14 protein-coding genes are annotated in these 15566 nt (G+C 60.9%); 3 read left to right on the top strand and 11 right to left on the bottom strand.

All coding sequences use genetic code 11. The annotated features are described in order from the left end of the window. Positions 1–4 precede the first annotated feature (4 nt). The 3 genes from RPS27_RS21915 (at position 5) to RPS27_RS21905 (ending at position 4054) form a co-directional block, all read left to right on the top strand. A complete protein-coding gene (locus RPS27_RS21915; protein WP_313754361.1) occupies positions 5–1621 on the top strand; it encodes an MDR family MFS transporter in 1617 nt (538 codons plus the stop codon). Positions 1622–1700: 79 nt separating this feature from the next. Continuing rightward, the gene (locus RPS27_RS21910) at positions 1701–2483 is read left to right on the top strand and encodes a 3-hydroxybutyrate dehydrogenase (protein ID WP_313754566.1); all 783 of its coding nucleotides are present in this window, start codon (positions 1701–1703) and stop codon (positions 2481–2483) included. A gap of 800 nt (positions 2484–3283) precedes the next feature. Continuing rightward, positions 3284–4054, top strand: a complete 771-nt coding sequence (locus RPS27_RS21905) for a hypothetical protein (RefSeq protein ID WP_313754360.1) — start codon at positions 3284–3286, stop codon at positions 4052–4054. A 36-nt stretch (positions 4055–4090) separates the two neighbouring features. On the opposite strand, the gene RPS27_RS21900 is transcribed toward RPS27_RS21905, so the two are convergent. From RPS27_RS21900 to cpaB, 11 genes are all read right to left on the bottom strand, one after another. Further along, entirely contained in the window at positions 4091–4627 is a 537-nt protein-coding gene (locus RPS27_RS21900) for a tetratricopeptide repeat protein (RefSeq protein ID WP_313754359.1), read from the bottom strand. 80 nt (positions 4628–4707) lie between these two features. Further along, on the bottom strand, positions 4708–5112 hold the full coding sequence (locus tag RPS27_RS21895; protein ID WP_313754358.1) for a hypothetical protein: 405 nt from the start codon (positions 5110–5112) through the stop codon (positions 4708–4710). A 12-nt stretch (positions 5113–5124) separates the two neighbouring features. After that, positions 5125–6798, bottom strand: a complete 1674-nt coding sequence (locus tag RPS27_RS21890) for a type II and III secretion system protein family protein (RefSeq protein WP_313754357.1) — start codon at positions 6796–6798, stop codon at positions 5125–5127. A 428-nt stretch (positions 6799–7226) separates the two neighbouring features. Then, complete coding sequence (locus tag RPS27_RS21885; RefSeq protein ID WP_313754356.1) at positions 7227–7646, bottom strand: pilus assembly protein; 420 nt, start codon at positions 7644–7646, stop codon at positions 7227–7229. Next, positions 7643–8980 carry a TadG family pilus assembly protein gene (locus RPS27_RS21880; RefSeq protein ID WP_313754355.1) on the bottom strand — a complete coding sequence of 446 codons (1338 nt, stop codon included), beginning with the start codon at positions 8978–8980 and terminating at the stop codon, positions 7643–7645. The genes RPS27_RS21885 and RPS27_RS21880 overlap by 4 nt, the downstream gene beginning before the upstream one ends. A 495-nt stretch (positions 8981–9475) precedes the next feature. Further along, positions 9476–10123, bottom strand: a complete 648-nt coding sequence (locus tag RPS27_RS21875) for an isoprenylcysteine carboxylmethyltransferase family protein (RefSeq protein ID WP_313754354.1) — start codon at positions 10121–10123, stop codon at positions 9476–9478. Between the two features lie 2 nt (positions 10124–10125). Continuing rightward, positions 10126–11034 (bottom strand): type II secretion system F family protein, encoded by a 909-nt coding sequence (locus tag RPS27_RS21870; RefSeq protein WP_313754353.1) that lies wholly within the window; start codon positions 11032–11034, stop codon positions 10126–10128. Further along, entirely contained in the window at positions 11031–11963 is a 933-nt protein-coding gene (locus RPS27_RS21865) for a type II secretion system F family protein (protein ID WP_313754352.1), read from the bottom strand. The genes RPS27_RS21870 and RPS27_RS21865 overlap by 4 nt, the downstream gene beginning before the upstream one ends. Continuing rightward, a complete protein-coding gene (locus tag RPS27_RS21860) occupies positions 11960–13405 on the bottom strand; it encodes a CpaF family protein (RefSeq protein ID WP_409517557.1) in 1446 nt (481 codons plus the stop codon). The genes RPS27_RS21865 and RPS27_RS21860 overlap by 4 nt, the downstream gene beginning before the upstream one ends. Continuing rightward, complete coding sequence (locus tag RPS27_RS21855; RefSeq protein WP_313754350.1) at positions 13402–14607, bottom strand: pilus assembly protein CpaE; 1206 nt, start codon at positions 14605–14607, stop codon at positions 13402–13404. Before RPS27_RS21855 ends, RPS27_RS21860 begins: the two co-directional genes overlap by 4 nt. Next, a complete protein-coding gene (cpaB, locus tag RPS27_RS21850; RefSeq protein ID WP_313754349.1) occupies positions 14607–15566 on the bottom strand; it encodes a Flp pilus assembly protein CpaB in 960 nt (319 codons plus the stop codon). The genes RPS27_RS21855 and cpaB overlap by 1 nt, the downstream gene beginning before the upstream one ends.

Here is a 15566-nt window from a genome sequence, read left to right as displayed (position 1 = left end):
TGTCATGAGCACGCTGCAAACCGCTGCCGATGCAAACGCCGCCGGTGAAGGCCGGACAACGGCGGCGCCGGCGGATCCCGCCGTAACCGCAAAGACCTGGATCGCGGTGGGCGGCGCGACACTCGGCGCCTTCATGGCGGTGCTCAACATCCAGATCGTCAATGCCTCACTCGCCGACATCCAGGGCGCGATCGGCGCCGGAACCGACGACGGCGGCTGGATTTCGACCTCGTATCTGATCGCCGAGATCGTGGTAATCCCGCTCTCCGGCTGGCTGGCCCAGGTGTTCTCGATCCGGGTGTATCTTCTCACCAACGCGATCCTGTTCCTGCTGTTCTCGGCGGCCTGCGCACTGGCCCAAAACCTGCCGCAGATGATCGTATTGCGCGCGGTGCAGGGCTTTACCGGCGGCGTGCTGATCCCGATGGCATTCACGCTCATCATCACACTGTTGCCGAAGGCGAAGCAGCCGATCGGGCTCGCGCTGTTTGCGATCTCCGCGACGTTCGCTCCCGCAATCGGGCCAACGATCGGCGGCTATCTCACCGAGAACTGGGGCTGGGAGTATATTTTCTACGTCAACCTGGTACCCGGCACCGTGATGATTGCGATGCTGTGGTTCTCACTCGAGCCCGCCTCGATGAATCTGTCGCTGCTTGGCGAAGGCGACTGGCCGGGCATCGTTACGATGGCAATCGGCCTGTCCGCGCTGCAGACGGTGCTGGAGGAAGGCAACAAGGACGACTGGTTCGGTTCACCCTTCATCGTCAAAATGTCAGTTATCGCCGCGGTCGCGCTGTCCGCCTTCCTGTGGATCGAATTGACGGCGAAGAAGCCATTGCTAAATCTGCGGCTGCTGGCTCGCCGCAATTTCGGCTTCGGCATCCTTGCCAACTTCCTGCTCGGCATCGCGTTGTACGGCTCGGTGTTCATCCTGCCGGTCTATCTGTCGCGTATCCAGGGCTACAACGCTGAACAGATCGGCATGGTGCTGGCGTGGACCGGACTGCCGCAATTGCTGTTCATCCCGCTGGTGCCGCAACTGACGCGGCGTTTCGATGCCCGGATCATCATCGGCATCGGCTTCGCGCTGTTCGCCGCCTCCAATTTCATGAACGTCCACATGACCAATGATTACGCTACCGACCAGTTGTTCTGGCCCAATGTCGTTCGTGCGGTCGGTCAGGCGTTCGTGTTTGCACCGCTGTCGGCCGTCGCTACGGCAGGCATCGAGGCCGAGAACGCCGGCTCGGCCTCCGGCCTGTTCAACATGATGCGCAACCTCGGCGGCGCCGTCGGCATCGCACTGTTGCAGACGTTGCTGACCAAGCGCGAACACTATCACTCCAACGTGCTGATGCAGTCTGTCTCGATGCTGGAACAGGCGACGCAGGCGAGGGTCGAGAAGCTGACGCAGTATTTCATCAGCCACGGCGTGATCGACCGCAGCGATGCTGCGCACCGGGCCTATGTCGCGATCGGCAGGATCGTGCAGAAGCAGGCGTTCATCCTCGCCTTCAGCGACATGTTCTTCCTGCTCGGCGCCGCGCTGATCGTGGCACTCGCGGCCTCCATGTTGCTGAAAAAGCCCGGCCAGCTCGATGCCGGCGGCGCCCACTAACCATCCGTTCAACCCGCACCTCAGGAGTACGACCATGAACCCGCGCATGAATCTCGACCAGGCGTCGAAAGCAATTCCGATGTTGAAGGGCAAGGTGGCAATCGTCACTGGCTCGACCAGCGGCATTGGGCTCGGAATTGCGCGAGAACTCGCGCGGCTCGGCGCCGACCTTGTCTTGAACGGCTTCGGCGAGCCAGGCGAGATCGAGGCGATCCGCGACAGAATCGAGAGAGACCACGGCGTGCGCGTCGTCTACGACGGTGCCGACATGTCGAAAGCGGCCGCCGTGCGCAGACTCGTTTCCGCGACGATCGAGAAATTCGGTCGTCTCGACATCCTGGTGAGCAATGCCGGTATCCAGTTCACTGCCCCGGTCGATGAGTTCCCGGCTGCCAAGTGGGATGCAATCCTCGACATCAACCTGTCGGCCGCGTTCCACGGCATTGCGGCAGCGGTGCCTCAGATGAAAAAGCAGGGCTGGGGACGGATTATCAACATTGCCTCCACCCACGGACTTGTCGCTTCAACACACAAGGCCGCCTATGTCGCGGCCAAGCACGGACTGGTCGGCCTGACCAAAGTCGTCGGCCTGGAGACGGCAGGAAGCGGCGTCACCTGCAATGCGGTCTGCCCCGGCTGGGTGCGCACGCCTCTGGTCGAGAAGCAGATCAGCGACATGGCCACGCAACGCGGCATCAGTCAGACGCAAGCCGTCGAGGAACTGCTGTCCGAGAAACAACCGTCGCTCGACTTTGCCTCGCCGGAGCAACTTGGAGGCACCGTGGCCTTCCTGTGCTCGCCGGCAGCAGACCAGATTACGGGAACAACGATCGCCGTCGATGGCGGCTGGACCGCGCAATAGCCGGGAGTCGAGCCATCCGGCAGACAGTCGATATCGGAGCAGCCCACGGGTGATGGAGCAGAGCTGTCGCGTCTGGAGGCGCGGCTGCCGCTGTCGCTCAGCATGATCGCCGGAACGGTCGACTCCACGGATTTCCCTTGCCGGGAGACTTGAACGGCCGCGTTCAATTCTCTAGCCGCGGTCGCGCAATGCCAGCCGTGCCGAGCTCAGGGACTGAAGCCCCTCACACGAGTTGTCGCCAGATTTTTTTGATCTCCGGTGCACACGTCGTGCAACGCCACTCCCGCTCCAGTCCATCATTGGAGAAATCCGGGACCAGCCCAACCACCAAACATCCCGGCTGCTTAGCTATGCAAAGAGCAGCCCATCGCGCGCTGGCTGGTCTTTCAAAACAAACATCGTTTGAGAAATTAGTTACTCAAACAGTCTTTCTCGCTAAGGCCTTGATATGGTGGGCGCACCAGGGCTCGAACCTGGGACCCGCTGATTAAGAATCAACGGCGAGTTGAGCACAATCAATGGCTTATTGGTCGCACCACTGGACTTGTCCCGACTGAAAGTGGGCATTCGTCGCACGATCATAGTGCTTCATTTGACCGGCTACGTCGGCGTGGTCGGAGCATCCGCGGGGGTGAACTCTAGCAACTAGTTGGCTCTCTATCTTGAAGCTGCCCTTGGAGCGGCTCACGCCGCGGCTTAGAGCCTTTTCCGTTCCGATTGATCGAATCCTCGGGTACCCTTCTGGCCGCGTCGGCGCAACTGCTGAAGTTGGTTAATAGATGGCTGCATGGAGAGCGGAGATGGCCCGGCTCGATAAGCAGATGGATCCCCTCCACCCTGCCGCTCATCTGACGACGACGGATCGCGTCCCTGACAATCCAGGGCTTGAGCAAGTCGACACGGCGTCGTTCATCGATCCGGCGCGAGAGCAATCCGCCTCGTCACCCTCGCATTTTGGGTCGGGCCGGGCGGCAACCGTCGTAACGGGCTCCACCAATTGGATCGACCGAGCACGTCGCATCTGGCGGCGCCATCTCCAGCGCGATCAACTCGCCCGGACCACCGGAGGGTCGATGAGAAACTTCGAGCGGTGGCTGATCGCACTGCTGAGCGTCGGCTTCGTCGTGAGTTGCGTTTGCGCGATCATTGTCTTCATGCAGGTCAACGCGCGCAAATCGGAGATCGCAACGCTGCAACGCGACATCATCGCGCTCAAGCTACGCGTAGCCAGGCTCGATCAAATCGCAAGCACCAATGAGATACGTGAAAAGGCTGGCAGCGGAGCACCCAAACCGCTGTCGGAGGCCCAACCTGACCAGGCGCCGCTGATCCTGTCACGTGAGGAGATTCAGCTTGTCCGAGACTACATCAAGCCTGCACCGGTTGCCGGCCCCGCGACCGAGACGATAAAGGTCGGCGATCCCGTCGTAGGAGAAACCGTTCCTTTTCCCTCTCCGATCACGGAGAAGGTGCGGAAACTGCTCGGCGCGCGATTCACCGTTCGCAATGGCGTTGTTGTCATCGTACGCAGCGGCAGCCGTCAGGCTGATGCTGTGATTGGGCCAAATTGACGAGAACTGGCCGCGATCGCAGTAGCCGATCGTCAGTTAAGGCTGGTTGTTTGGTGGTCTTTCAATGAACCGCCGGCTGCCATTGAGAAGCTCGAGGTTATTGGCGATAACCGGGTTGCCTGGGTCGAGCGAATAAGCCTTCTCAAACTTTCGGCGCGCCGCACTCAGATTGCCGCGCAGCATGTACGAATATCCCTGGTCATTCAGGACTTGCACAGTTTCGCCGCCGAGCCGGATCGCCCGGGCATAGGCCTGATCAGCAAGGTCAAACCGACGCAGCTTGTCGTAGCTCGCCGCGAGCCCAATCCAGGCGGTGACGTCCCTGGGTGATTTCTCGACCGCATCCTTGAAATAGCGCTGTGAGAGTCCGTAACTGCCGCGATTGTAGTGCTCCAGGCCGAGCCGCACAGGCTCGTCGGAGGGATAGTACTTGACGTCGGTCGGCTCCTGCACGGGGTCCCCGCCCGGTGGCTCGACCGGAGCCACGATGGCAGCTTCCCTCGTTGTGTAGTCACAGCCTGCAAGGCCTGGCGCCAGCCAGCAACAGGTCAGCAGTATGATGGCACGCCGCATAACCCTTTTCCCCGCTCGGCCTAACATTTCCCACTCCACCGAGCGCAAATACGCGTCGCTAAACTCACCTACCAACACCGCTACCTAGCCCCCGCTGCCGGACCGCCGACCGGCACCGATATTCCCGCCGATGCTCCCGCGCCCAGGCCGGTGACATTGACATTCTGCGTGACCGGAGGCCGCTGGCCCATGAGCTTCGTCGGATCGCCCATGTCGGGGAGTTGATCCACCGGCTGTTGCTGGTTGCCGTAACGCGTCACGGCGGCCCCCACGCGCCGCGCGTCGTACGCAATCCGACGGTCACCGACGTTTCGCGGCCATGGATGGATGGTATGGGTGACGGCGTTGACCTGCTTGGCATCGCCGGCGGTCACCGTGATGCTGTCGGAACGCTGAAAGTAGCGGTCCACCTCGTCGTGACCGGCGACGCCGTAACATCCCCCAAGGAGGAACGGCGCAAACAGAGCCAGATACCTGATCGTCATCTCGCGCGTCCTCTAGTTTAGAGTTTTGACGACCGTCTGATCGGCACTCGCGGCCGGGACGACGACGGGGGCCCTGAGTTCAGGCGCGATGATGTGGCCGTACGGTCCTTTCACCTCGCCTCCGGAATTGACGTAATCATGGTACCGCTTGCGGACCTCCATCTGACCATTGAGGAAGAAATCGACATCGTTGGCCGGAAGCCGCGAGTCGAGCGGCGACGCCAGTTGCTGACCGGGCGCCGCCGGGGCGACCAGGCGCGGCGTCACGATGATCACCAGATCCGTTTCCTCCTGCTGATACGACTTGCTGCTGAACAGGCTTCCAATCACCGGCACCGAGCCGATCCACGGCAATTGCGAAACGTCCTGGCGGTTGCGGGTCTGCAGCAGGCCGGCGATGGCAAAGCTCTGACCGTCGCGCAACTCAATCGTGGTGCGCGCGTCGCGGCGGGTCAGCGCCGGAACGGTCGTCCCCTGGATCGTCACGGCGTTGGCGAAATCAAGTTCGCTGACCGACGGCTCGACGCGAAGATTGATCACACCGCGCGAGAGCACAGTGGGGACGAAGGCGAGCTCAACGCCGAACTTCTTGTAGTCGATTGTGATGGTGGGAAAGCCGTTCGTCGTCTGCGTCGGTATCGGCACCGGAAACTCGCCGCCAGCGAGGAAGCGGGCGGCATCGCCGGACAGGGTGGTCAGATTTGGCTCCGCCAGCCGACGTGCCAATCCTTTGGTTTCCAACGCCGAGATCAATAGGTCCACCGAGCCGCCGCTGCTGGTCCTGATAATGCTGGTCAACAAGCTACCGAACGGGGCCGGCGCGATGCCGCCTGCGGTCCCGGCGAGTGTTCCCAAAGTTCCGAGTATCGGAAGACTGCCGGCAGGATTTGCGCCAACAGGGGTGCTGCTGCCACTAAGGCTGCTAGTGTTGCCGGTGGTTGGGGCCCGCGTGATGTTATTGATGCCGCCAATCGGCGCCCGCCCGACGGCGGTAGTTGAACCAAGCCCGGTATTGCCGACGTTGGTGCCATTAGCGTTCGCAGCATAAAGGTTTACGCCTAGGTTGCGGCCAGCTTCCCGACTTACCTCGAGAAAGCGCACCTCCAACATCACCTGCTGCGGGGCCGCGACGCTCATCGCGTTGACGACCGTGCCCCCCTTCGCCACCGTGCTGGTGGCGATGGCCATGGCCCGCTCGGCCGTAACCGCATCGGCGGCCGTTCCGCTGAGCACCACTTGCCCTTCGGAAGCCGAGACGCGAATCCCGTGCCCGCCAGTGCTGCTGCGGATGTTCTGCTGGAGATTGCCGGTATCGATCACCACCTCGACGTCGAGGATGCCGATCTGCTTCATCGAGGAGTCGAGCAGGATGACGTTTGTCGTGCCGGTCTGCTTGCCCTGGACGTAGATCAGGTGATCGCTGAGCGACTTCACGTCCACAATATCAGGCGAGCCGGCCACGATGGTCGCGAATGCCGTGTCGACCCTGAAGGTACGTGACTTGTTGACGACGAGCTTGACCCGCTGGACGTCATTCATCTCGCTAACGAAGACGCCGCCGGAGCGCCGGTCTGCAGCCGTCGCGCGGTCCGCGGACGCAAAGGAGGCGAGCGCAGCACCAAGGCCCATCACGCCGAAGGCGAGAAGCCTCCCTACAGCCCTACCCGAAACGCGATCACCACCCATTCGAGTCCCCCCCAACTGTAATCCGCGGCCACCCCCGCAAATCTACGTGCTCGATGTCCCCAACAATTTGCCTCCGCGTATCACGTCGCAGAGTTTACTAGCTGTCCCACTACAATTCGTTACTTGCGTGCTTCCAAGATCATCCTCCCTCAAACAGCCTCCTTGCAAGAAGAGACGATTACCGCGCTGCCTCAAGCGACAAAGAAAACTTTCCAATGTTGCCGGCAAGCATCATTTCTTCTCCTCTCGTCGTCGAACGAATCGCTGGCTCGCAGGCATGGAGACGCCCAAGCACGCGCCACGCGACCGGCGCGGCAACGGCGAATCTCAGGTAAAAACGCGTAAGCTATGCTGCCATATTTCAAGCTGCGCTGAGGTGCCTTTCTTGGCATTGGCCTGGAGGTTGGGTGTCATCGGCTGGGACTGCACTAGAAAGGAATTTGCGTTGACGCGCTCGGCGCATTGAGTGCCGTGCCCCATATCGGCATCAGCATGGTAAACTGGGCCTGGGAAGCTGTAACGGTCAAATTGTTGGCGTTGGCGCCGACAGTCAGCGTTGGTGTGAGGTGGCCGAAATACAGGAAGGGCGCCGCGTTCTGCTTGGCCGCCGTGGAGAGTGGATCCCCGGTGCAGCCGGCCGGCGACTGCGGCGGGCTTTGCAGCATGGCGGGCGTATAGCAGCTAATCATGACCGCTCGGGCACCGGCGCTCGCGAGCGTCCGCAAGGACTGCATCGTGATGGCATAGCGTCCGAGATCGAAGATAACGAACATCAACGTAAAAAGCGGCACGAACACCATGATGAATTCAAACGGCGCGGTACCGCGATTGTCGAGCTTTCTCATCATTGCACCAAAGCGACCATTTGAGTGTAAATGATCGTGGCCGGAGCACACCCGTCTGTGCTCAGGTAGCCGCCACCGCTCATGTCGATCGTTTTCGCGATCACTTGCGAACAGGTCGTATTGGTGCTGGCCGTCGTACCGGCCCAGCTAACATCGACCTTGGGGAAGTAGATCGCTCCGCCCAGGCTAACCAGACCGCCACCGTTGATGGTGACCTTGTTGCTGGTCTTGCTCGGAGCCTGATCGTCAATCAGGACGCCATTTAGATCGGAGGAGAACGTGTTAGTGGCAGGTGCGGAGAGATCAGCCGTACCCCCGTTGATGGTAAGCTGCGAGTCTCCGAGCAAGACGAGGGTTACGCCTACGCCTTTCAGTTGTCCGCCGGTCATCTTTATATTTGCCTTGTAGAAGAAGTATGTTCCCGGGTCCAAAACGTACTTGTCGCCGTTCTGCACCGTGAAACTGCCGTAAGCTCCGGTCCCGGCGCTATTTGGCGTGCAATGCTTCCACCCATCCGGCTGAAGGGTGCATGGCATGTTTGTATTGCCCGTCCTGCTGTTGAACGACGCGGTGTCCAGTTTGCTGAGCGGATTGCTAGCGTACGTCATGAAATAGTTGTGCGACACGCTAAGACCGCTGCAGGTGCCTGATGGGGTGCAGCCACTTACACCATAGACCGCCCATCCCGAGCCGGTGAAAGATGGAGCGCTGGCGAGTTGGACACTCGTATCGGACATCAGCGCGCAGCCAGTTCCGTTGTTGCTGAGATTGCCAGCCAGCTTGAGTGCGCCTGAATCAGGTCCAAGCGCGAGGACGCATGCCTTGGTCGGCTGCTGGACCAGCGCTATGGCTTGGGCGGGGATGTTGACGGTCGTCAAACCCAGCACTGCCGACAAGTAGGCCGGTTGTTGCTGGCTGACCCTGGCGCGAACGGCGTTGCCGGTGCCTGTTGGCGGCGTTGTGAACGTGCCCGCATTGTAGATGCCGATATCGATCTGCACGGCTCGCGAGACTCTGGTCGGTAGGCTTGTCGGACACTGGCTGTCCGGATAGGGCGTGGTGTCCATCGGGCTGGAGTTGCAAAACCCGTTCTGTGCCGCGAATTCCTTGCCACGATAATCTACTGATTGCGTGTCGCAGGCTGCACCCGCCATCGTGCATGATAGTCGCAAGGCGCCCGAGAAGGCGGCTGAGTCAGCGGCGTTCTGCGCGTGCTTGTGGGTGACGAGCCACGATCCGGCCTCGGCCCCGAGGGCAACCGCTCCGATGAGCGGCACGAGGGCGATGCCTGTTGCGAATACTGCCGAGCCTCGCTCGGAATTGAGCAGACGGCGCATGGAAGCACCTATTGGAAGCGTTCTGAGTAACGCAGCGTGTACGTACAAGTGGTGGGACATAGCAGCCCTCTCCACACAATCGGAGCCAAAGTGATAGTCGTCGAAAATGTAATGTACTTCGGAGAACCAAGATTACTCGGCGAGCAGGCCGCTCCTGCGTCTCCGCACTTGACCTGGATGTTGCCGATCGCATGACCAGCAACTGTCGTCTGTAGCCCTGGCCGCCAAGTCACCGTGCCGTCAGGGCCGAGCGGATTATAGTACTGCACATACTGCCCGAAGGAGCGCAAAGCGCTCCACGCTGAGATATACTGGAAGCCCGCAGCAGCTAAGTCGGCGAGCGCCATGAGCAAGCACGCCACCAAGACTGGGTACACAATCAGTGTCTCAAGGGCGACGGCGCCGCGTTGATTTCCGATGAAAGATGTCTTGTGGCTCATGAGCCTACCTCTGATCGATACTCACCGCTCCCGGTCGTCACCGGATCAATAGCCGTCACCAAACATAAGGAATCAATCTCCAGCGCGAGGCCTCGTAACTCGAATATTCCGGGCAGTTGCGCCGAAGCAGGTCCTCTTCGTAATGAATTCGGCAAATCTGGACGCCGATATGCAGGACGAGCAGGATGGCTGTCAGCAGCGACGGGTTTTTCAGCACCACACCCAACACCGCGACTTCTTCCGCAAGGTAGAGCGGGTGCTTGATCCACCGATACGGACCCGTTTGCACCACGTTGCGCGCCTGTGGCACCAGGCTGAACGACCTGCCCAGATGCCTGATCGTGACCAGCATCATGATCATGCCGATCAACACGCAAGCGGTGGATGCCAGGTTTGGTAGCGCCTTGTCGGTCTGGCCGAAGATGGCGATCGTCCACGGCATATATGTGCCGACGAACGCCGCTATTCTCGGGAGAAGACCTTCCGCCTGCGCCTTTGCCGGCGGCCGCGAGATGGTCAACAGCGCCAGCACTACGTAGAAGATCGCAAGGCATACGCTCGACAAGAGCGAGGGCCAGGGATCATTGGGCAACGCGCCAATCTTGATGGCGACGCCAACTGCCAGCAACATGAACCACATGCCGCCGAACAGCTGCATCGTCCGATCGTAGGAGGGGGTTTTCGACAGGACAACCGTGCTCATGGCTATTTACCGAAGCTGGCAAATGAACGGACGAGATGCAGAATGGGACTTCCTCCCAAAATGACGAACATGGCTGGAAGCAGGAACAGCACCATGGGAATGGTCAGCTTGGCGCCCAGCTTGTGTGCTCTTTCTTCCAGCTTGGTAATACGTTCTCGCCGCAGGTCGACGGCGATGCTCCGCAGCGCCTGGCCGATCGGCGTCCCGTATTGCAGACTTTGAGCGAGCATAGTCCCGAATCGGCGCAGCCCATCCGACGTAGCTCCCAGCTTCTCGAATGCCTCGCTGCGGCTAGGCAGTATCCGGAGATCATCAAGAAGATTCCTCAAGACCCCGGCTATGGAGGGATTGGTCTCGTTCATTTCCTGCGCTACGCGTGCCAGCCCGCTCTCCAGGCCCATTCCCGCTTCGCTGCACACGACCAGCAAATCGATCATATCCGGCGTGCCCAGACGAATGGCGGCATCAAACCGCCGCTTCAGCATCGCCAGTATCAACCGCGGTCCCACGATCCCGACCGCCACGCCCATCAGTGTGAAGACCAGCACGTCCAGCAGCGGCTTCCCCAAGAGCTGGGCGACCCCTCCGGCAAGGATCGGGCACAAGAACATGCTGACCGCCTTGACACCGATCCAGGTCGGCAGGGCTCGACGATGATTGAAACCGGCTGATTGAAGAATCGCTCGCAGTTGATCGAGATTTTCCTCTGCGTAGAAACGGCGGTACCGCATGCCGAGCGACGAAAACCAACCAGTCATGTCCTGGAAGGGTGCTGACCGTCCGGCAACGCCCAGCACGGCATTCGACACCCGCACGTCCAAAGCGCGAATGTGCATTTCGCGGATGATCAACACGCAGCTCGCAGCACCGGCTGCGAATGCGAGGGCCACCAGGCCAATATCAAGCGTCATAGTGCCGTTTCCCGTCTGACCATCCAGCTTATCACCAAGGCCCCGACAAGCACCGAGACCACTGCATAAGCCAGCAGCTTGTTTCCAACCGGATCCGTGAACAACAGATCGACCGTTTGCGGATTGGCCGCGTACAGCACCCCGCCCCCAAGCAAGGGCGAGATCGTCAGCGCCCGCGAGGAAAAGATCACCTCTCCTGCCAGCGCCTTGGCCCGCGCAGCCAGTGCAACACGTTGCCTCACGGTGTCTCCCAGGTTCTGTAAGGTCTCCGCCAGGCTGCCACCCGATCTCAGCTGAACTGCAAGGGTCACTGCGAACATCGCGTATTCCGCCACTTGCGTTCGCCGATAGACATTTTGGACGGCGTCCTCGGGAGGTCTTCCGAGATTCACCTCGCTGCATACGATGGCAAACTGCCCAGCCGTCGGTTGCGGCATGTCGCGCGCCAGGGCGCGAAAAGCTTCGTGCACGGGCAGACCCGATCGAACGGTGCTCGTCACGAGCTGGATCGCATCAGGCAGCTGTCGAAAAAGCTGCCTGGCGAAGCGACGTTGCTGCCATCCAAAGAGACCTCGCACGACGACTATGGCGGCAAATGTCGCCGCGACGGACACGTAGAGAATGGAGAATCCCAGCAGGCGATTGGTGTAGAGGATTGCCGCTGCTGCGATGGCGCCGGCAAGCAGCACGTAGGTTGGATGCCAGGTGTAAGGTATCTCGCGATTGTAATTTGCCACGCGATGGAGCAACAGCGACGGAGACCCGGTCTCCAAGCGGCGAATGGATGGCAGGTTTGCCGGATGGGAAGCTGGCAGAGCACCCGCCAGCCGGCGATTGATGCGCCGCTCCCGAGCGTCGAGCCACAGCGAAATGGCTGCTGCGCACATCGCGAGCGCCAGAAAAGACGCGATTACGGACTCCGGCATCATATCTGCCTCATTGCCTCGGCCCACGCTCCATCCAGCCCGTAATAGACAAGACGGCTCTTGAATTTCGGGGTTGCAAGGTTGCACCTATAGGTGCCCGTTAGACGACCCTGCTCATCCTCCTCCTTGTATTCGAAGGCTGCGATGTCATTGGTGGTGATCACCTCCCCTTCGAGGCCAATGACTTCACTGATCTGAACGATGCGACGTTGCCCGTCCCGCATGCGTTCGACCTGCACAATGAGATCGAGTGCAGCGACGATCTGAGCTCGAATGGCCCGCGACGGCAAATTGACTTGTCCCATCTGCACCATGTTTTCGATGCGGGTCAGGGCATCCCGGGTACTATTCGCGTGGACGGTAGAGATAGATCCGTCATGGCCGGTGTTCATCGCCTGGAGCATGTCGAAAGCTTCCGCGCCGCGGACTTCGCCGACCACGATTCGGTCGGGCCGCATGCGCAGGGCATTCACGAGCAGATCGCGTTGCGTCACCTGGCCCGTGCCCTCCAGGCTGGGAGGCCGGGTCTCCAGGCTGATCACGTGCGGCTGCTGAAGCTGCAACTCCGCCGCATCCTCGATCGTTACGATGCGTTCGCTGTGATCGATGAATTGACTCATCGCGTTCAGGAGCGTCGTCTTGCCGGATCCGGTACCGCCCGAGACCAGGATATTGAGCCGAGACCGGGCGGCGATCTCCAGCAGTTTACCGATGGCCGCGGTCATTGAGCCATTTTCGATCAATCCGGCGATATCCAAACGGCGGCTTGGAAATTTCCGGATGGAGATGCACGGACTGTGGATCGCCAGCGGCGGGAGAATGATGTTGACGCGGCTGCCATCCAGCAGGCGGCAGTCCACCATCGGGCTGGATTCGTCGACGCGCCGGCCAACCTGTGCCGCAATCTTCTGAGCGACGGAGGCGATATGATCATTGTCGCGGAATCGCACCGCAATTCGTTCCAGCCTGCCGCTTCGCTCCACGTAGACGTTGCTCGGACCGTTCACCATGATATCGTCGATCGATTGATCGAGCAGCAGCGGACGGAGCGGCCCGTAGCCCGTCATGTCGTCGGCAATCTCGTCCGCAAGCTGAAGCTGCTCGCGCCCCGACAGTTCGAGCCGCTCCTGGTTGGCAATTTGATGGATGATTTCCTCGATCTGCCGCCGAAGAACTTCCCGCGAAACCGTTGCGGCCACCGCTGGCTCGATCTGCTCGATGACCCGTTCACGCAACGAAGCCGGTATCACCGGGTGGTGGATCGGGGGTTCGTCGCGCCTGGGCGCGGATGCGGGCACGTTTGACGCGGGTGGAGGCGCGCTTGGCGCAGATGCAGCAACGTTGGGCATCGACAGAGGCAAGCTTGCCGCAGGACCAGGCAGCCCAGTCCCTGACGCAGCTACAAAAACGGACGCCTCTTCGTCGCGCCGACCGAACTTTTTCATCGCAGATGTGCTGTGAGCACCCTCCTCCACCAACTCTTCCGCTCGGCGCCGACACCGCTGATCTCCCGTACAATCGGTGCAAGGTGACGTCGCAACTTCCTGACGTGCTTCAGAGCTGGAATTCCGAGATTGACAGCCTCGGTCATCCCCTTGCCGAGATCGGGAACGACGATGTCCGGCTCTGCGCCCATCGCCTTGACAACTGCCGCCCTGGGAAGTCCACCGGGACGACCGGCCCGGTTGAGCAAGGTAAAGACCCGATCTTTGCCGGCGATGTTGGTGATGGCGGTGCGCAGTGCGTGGGCATTGCGAAGTCCGGTCACCTCGGCTTCGAGCAGCACCATCACGTGACGGGAAAGCGTAATCACCGGATAGATCGACGGGGGGAATGGGACGGGCACATCGACGACGATGTAGTTGAACCGTTGACGGAGCAGACCCAGCACGTGTCGTACGCCGGCTTCCGTGATTTCGAGCTGCGCATCGAGATCCTCGTCAGCCGAGACCAGACAGACCCGCTCGTTGACTTCGATTGCCGCCCGCTCGAGGAACAGTGTGTCCGCCCGCATCGGATTCTCCAGGGCGATGCGCAGCCCCGGCCCGGGACGGACACCCAGCATCACGGCGGCTTCGCCGCCCTGCAGATGAAGGTCAAGCAGCGCCACCTTGGCCTTGGTGGTTTCGGCCAGTTGCAGTGCCAGATTGATCGCAATGCTCGTGGCGCCGGCCCCGCCCTGCGCCCCACAGATCGAGACCACGTGACCGCCACGATCGATTTGGTTAGCCGCAACGTCGCCCAGCAGCTTTGGGCGCAACTGGTCCAGCACCAAATCACGCGTGAGCGGCCGCGGCAGATACTCGGCCAGGCCGAGTTCCAGAAGCTCACGGTAGAAGGTGATCTCCCTGTTCTCGCCAATCACAGCTACGCGGACATCGGGCGGACAGACGCCGGCCAGCCTTTCCAGTTCAGTGAAGGGATCATCGATGCCGCTGATGTCTATTACCAGCGCGCACAGATCTGTGTCGGATTCCAGCATCCGTATCGCATTGCGGATCGTGCCGCGCCTGATCGAGAGGTTGGCGCCTTCGAGCCCCTTGCGCAAAGCCGCGGCACTGATCTCATCGTTTACGAAACAGACGATGCGGTTACGCGTGACGATCGATGTCGTTTCTTCGGGCGGAGCGGCTATGGCAATGTTCATCAACGTCTCTCCGAAAACCTGTTGGCATAATCTTCGGCCGTTGCGGTCTGGTGCACGACTTCCGAGGCCCCCTCGCAGCTGACGAGCGCGTCCTCGTCTTGCTTTCTGACGGTGTATTGCTTGGTCTCGCCGCCCGAATGAATGACGACTGCCGTTCTCTGACGTGCGATCGCGTACTGGCGAGCAAGTTCAGGGGACACATCACAGCTCGACATCGCGCCAGTGTCGGCCTTGTCCCATTGATCGACTGCTGCACGTACGGCCAGGGACAGTGTTCCGAGCTGCTTTGCGACGATGATTTTTTTGACCTGCTCCTGCGCAAGCTCCAGGGACACTGTTTGCATTTGCTTGCCTGCCATTCCGCCGATTGGTCGTGCGCCCTGCACGATCTCCTGGTCGATCGCGATGACCCGAACGTTGCGCAGAACGGTCTCGCTCAGGGCTCGACGTGCGGTGTCGGCCTTCTCGAACACCTGGGTCAACACGACGTCCACGTGATCACCCGGCCTGATCAGGCCGGAGACACCCGCCTCCTCGTCGACCTTGATGCTGATGGCACGGCTGTCCGGTGCCAGGACGCTGGCCAGGAAGCCTCGATCCCGCGGACGCAGGATGTCTTGCAACGTCACGGGACTCCCTGCTTCAACGAACCTGCGGATCAGAGAACCGGGAAGTCCGGCCTTGGACTCGGGCGTCTCGAGGATCGCGCCCTGGGGAATGCGCTCCGGCGGCACCGACCGCACGGTGAAATCTTCTTCGCGGGCCAAAGTCCCCTTCGGCAAGGAACGCGCCGCGACGAAGTATCCGGCGGTCGTCGCCGGGGCCGGGGCCGTCTCCGTGACTTGCACCGGGGCCGGAGCGGGCGCCTTCGGCAGGTTCATGTTGTAGGCGATCAGCCCGAACGCAGTGGTTGCGAGCAGAAGCACCATGATGATCGACAGACGCAACGCGGATGACAT

Source organism: Bradyrhizobium sp. WYCCWR 12699 (genome assembly GCF_032144035.1).
GTDB lineage: Bacteria > Pseudomonadota > Alphaproteobacteria > Rhizobiales > Xanthobacteraceae > Bradyrhizobium.
This window is presented reverse-complemented; position numbering and strand designations above follow the sequence as displayed.

Bases quoted from the DNA above. Each gene is read 5' to 3' on its own strand.
- RPS27_RS21915 (WP_313754361.1), top strand. From the start codon at position 5: ATGAGCACGCTGCAAACCGCTGCCGATGCAAACGCCGCCGGTGAAGGC.
- RPS27_RS21910 (WP_313754566.1), top strand. From the start codon at position 1,701: ATGTTGAAGGGCAAGGTGGCAATCGTCACTGGCTCGACCAGCGGCATT.
- RPS27_RS21905 (WP_313754360.1), top strand. From the start codon at position 3,284: ATGGCCCGGCTCGATAAGCAGATGGATCCCCTCCACCCTGCCGCTCAT.
- RPS27_RS21900 (WP_313754359.1), bottom strand. From the start codon at position 4,627: ATGCGGCGTGCCATCATACTGCTGACCTGTTGCTGGCTGGCGCCAGGC.
- RPS27_RS21895 (WP_313754358.1), bottom strand. From the start codon at position 5,112: ATGACGATCAGGTATCTGGCTCTGTTTGCGCCGTTCCTCCTTGGGGGA.
- RPS27_RS21890 (WP_313754357.1), bottom strand. From the start codon at position 6,798: ATGGGTGGTGATCGCGTTTCGGGTAGGGCTGTAGGGAGGCTTCTCGCC.
- RPS27_RS21885 (WP_313754356.1), bottom strand. From the start codon at position 7,646: ATGATGAGAAAGCTCGACAATCGCGGTACCGCGCCGTTTGAATTCATC.
- RPS27_RS21880 (WP_313754355.1), bottom strand. From the start codon at position 8,980: ATGCGCCGTCTGCTCAATTCCGAGCGAGGCTCGGCAGTATTCGCAACA.
- RPS27_RS21875 (WP_313754354.1), bottom strand. From the start codon at position 10,123: ATGAGCACGGTTGTCCTGTCGAAAACCCCCTCCTACGATCGGACGATG.
- RPS27_RS21870 (WP_313754353.1), bottom strand. From the start codon at position 11,034: ATGACGCTTGATATTGGCCTGGTGGCCCTCGCATTCGCAGCCGGTGCT.
- RPS27_RS21865 (WP_313754352.1), bottom strand. From the start codon at position 11,963: ATGATGCCGGAGTCCGTAATCGCGTCTTTTCTGGCGCTCGCGATGTGC.
- RPS27_RS21860 (WP_409517557.1), bottom strand. From the start codon at position 13,405: ATGAAAAAGTTCGGTCGGCGCGACGAAGAGGCGTCCGTTTTTGTAGCT.
- RPS27_RS21855 (WP_313754350.1), bottom strand. From the start codon at position 14,607: ATGAACATTGCCATAGCCGCTCCGCCCGAAGAAACGACATCGATCGTC.
- cpaB (WP_313754349.1), bottom strand. From the start codon at position 15,566: ATGTCATCCGCGTTGCGTCTGTCGATCATCATGGTGCTTCTGCTCGCA.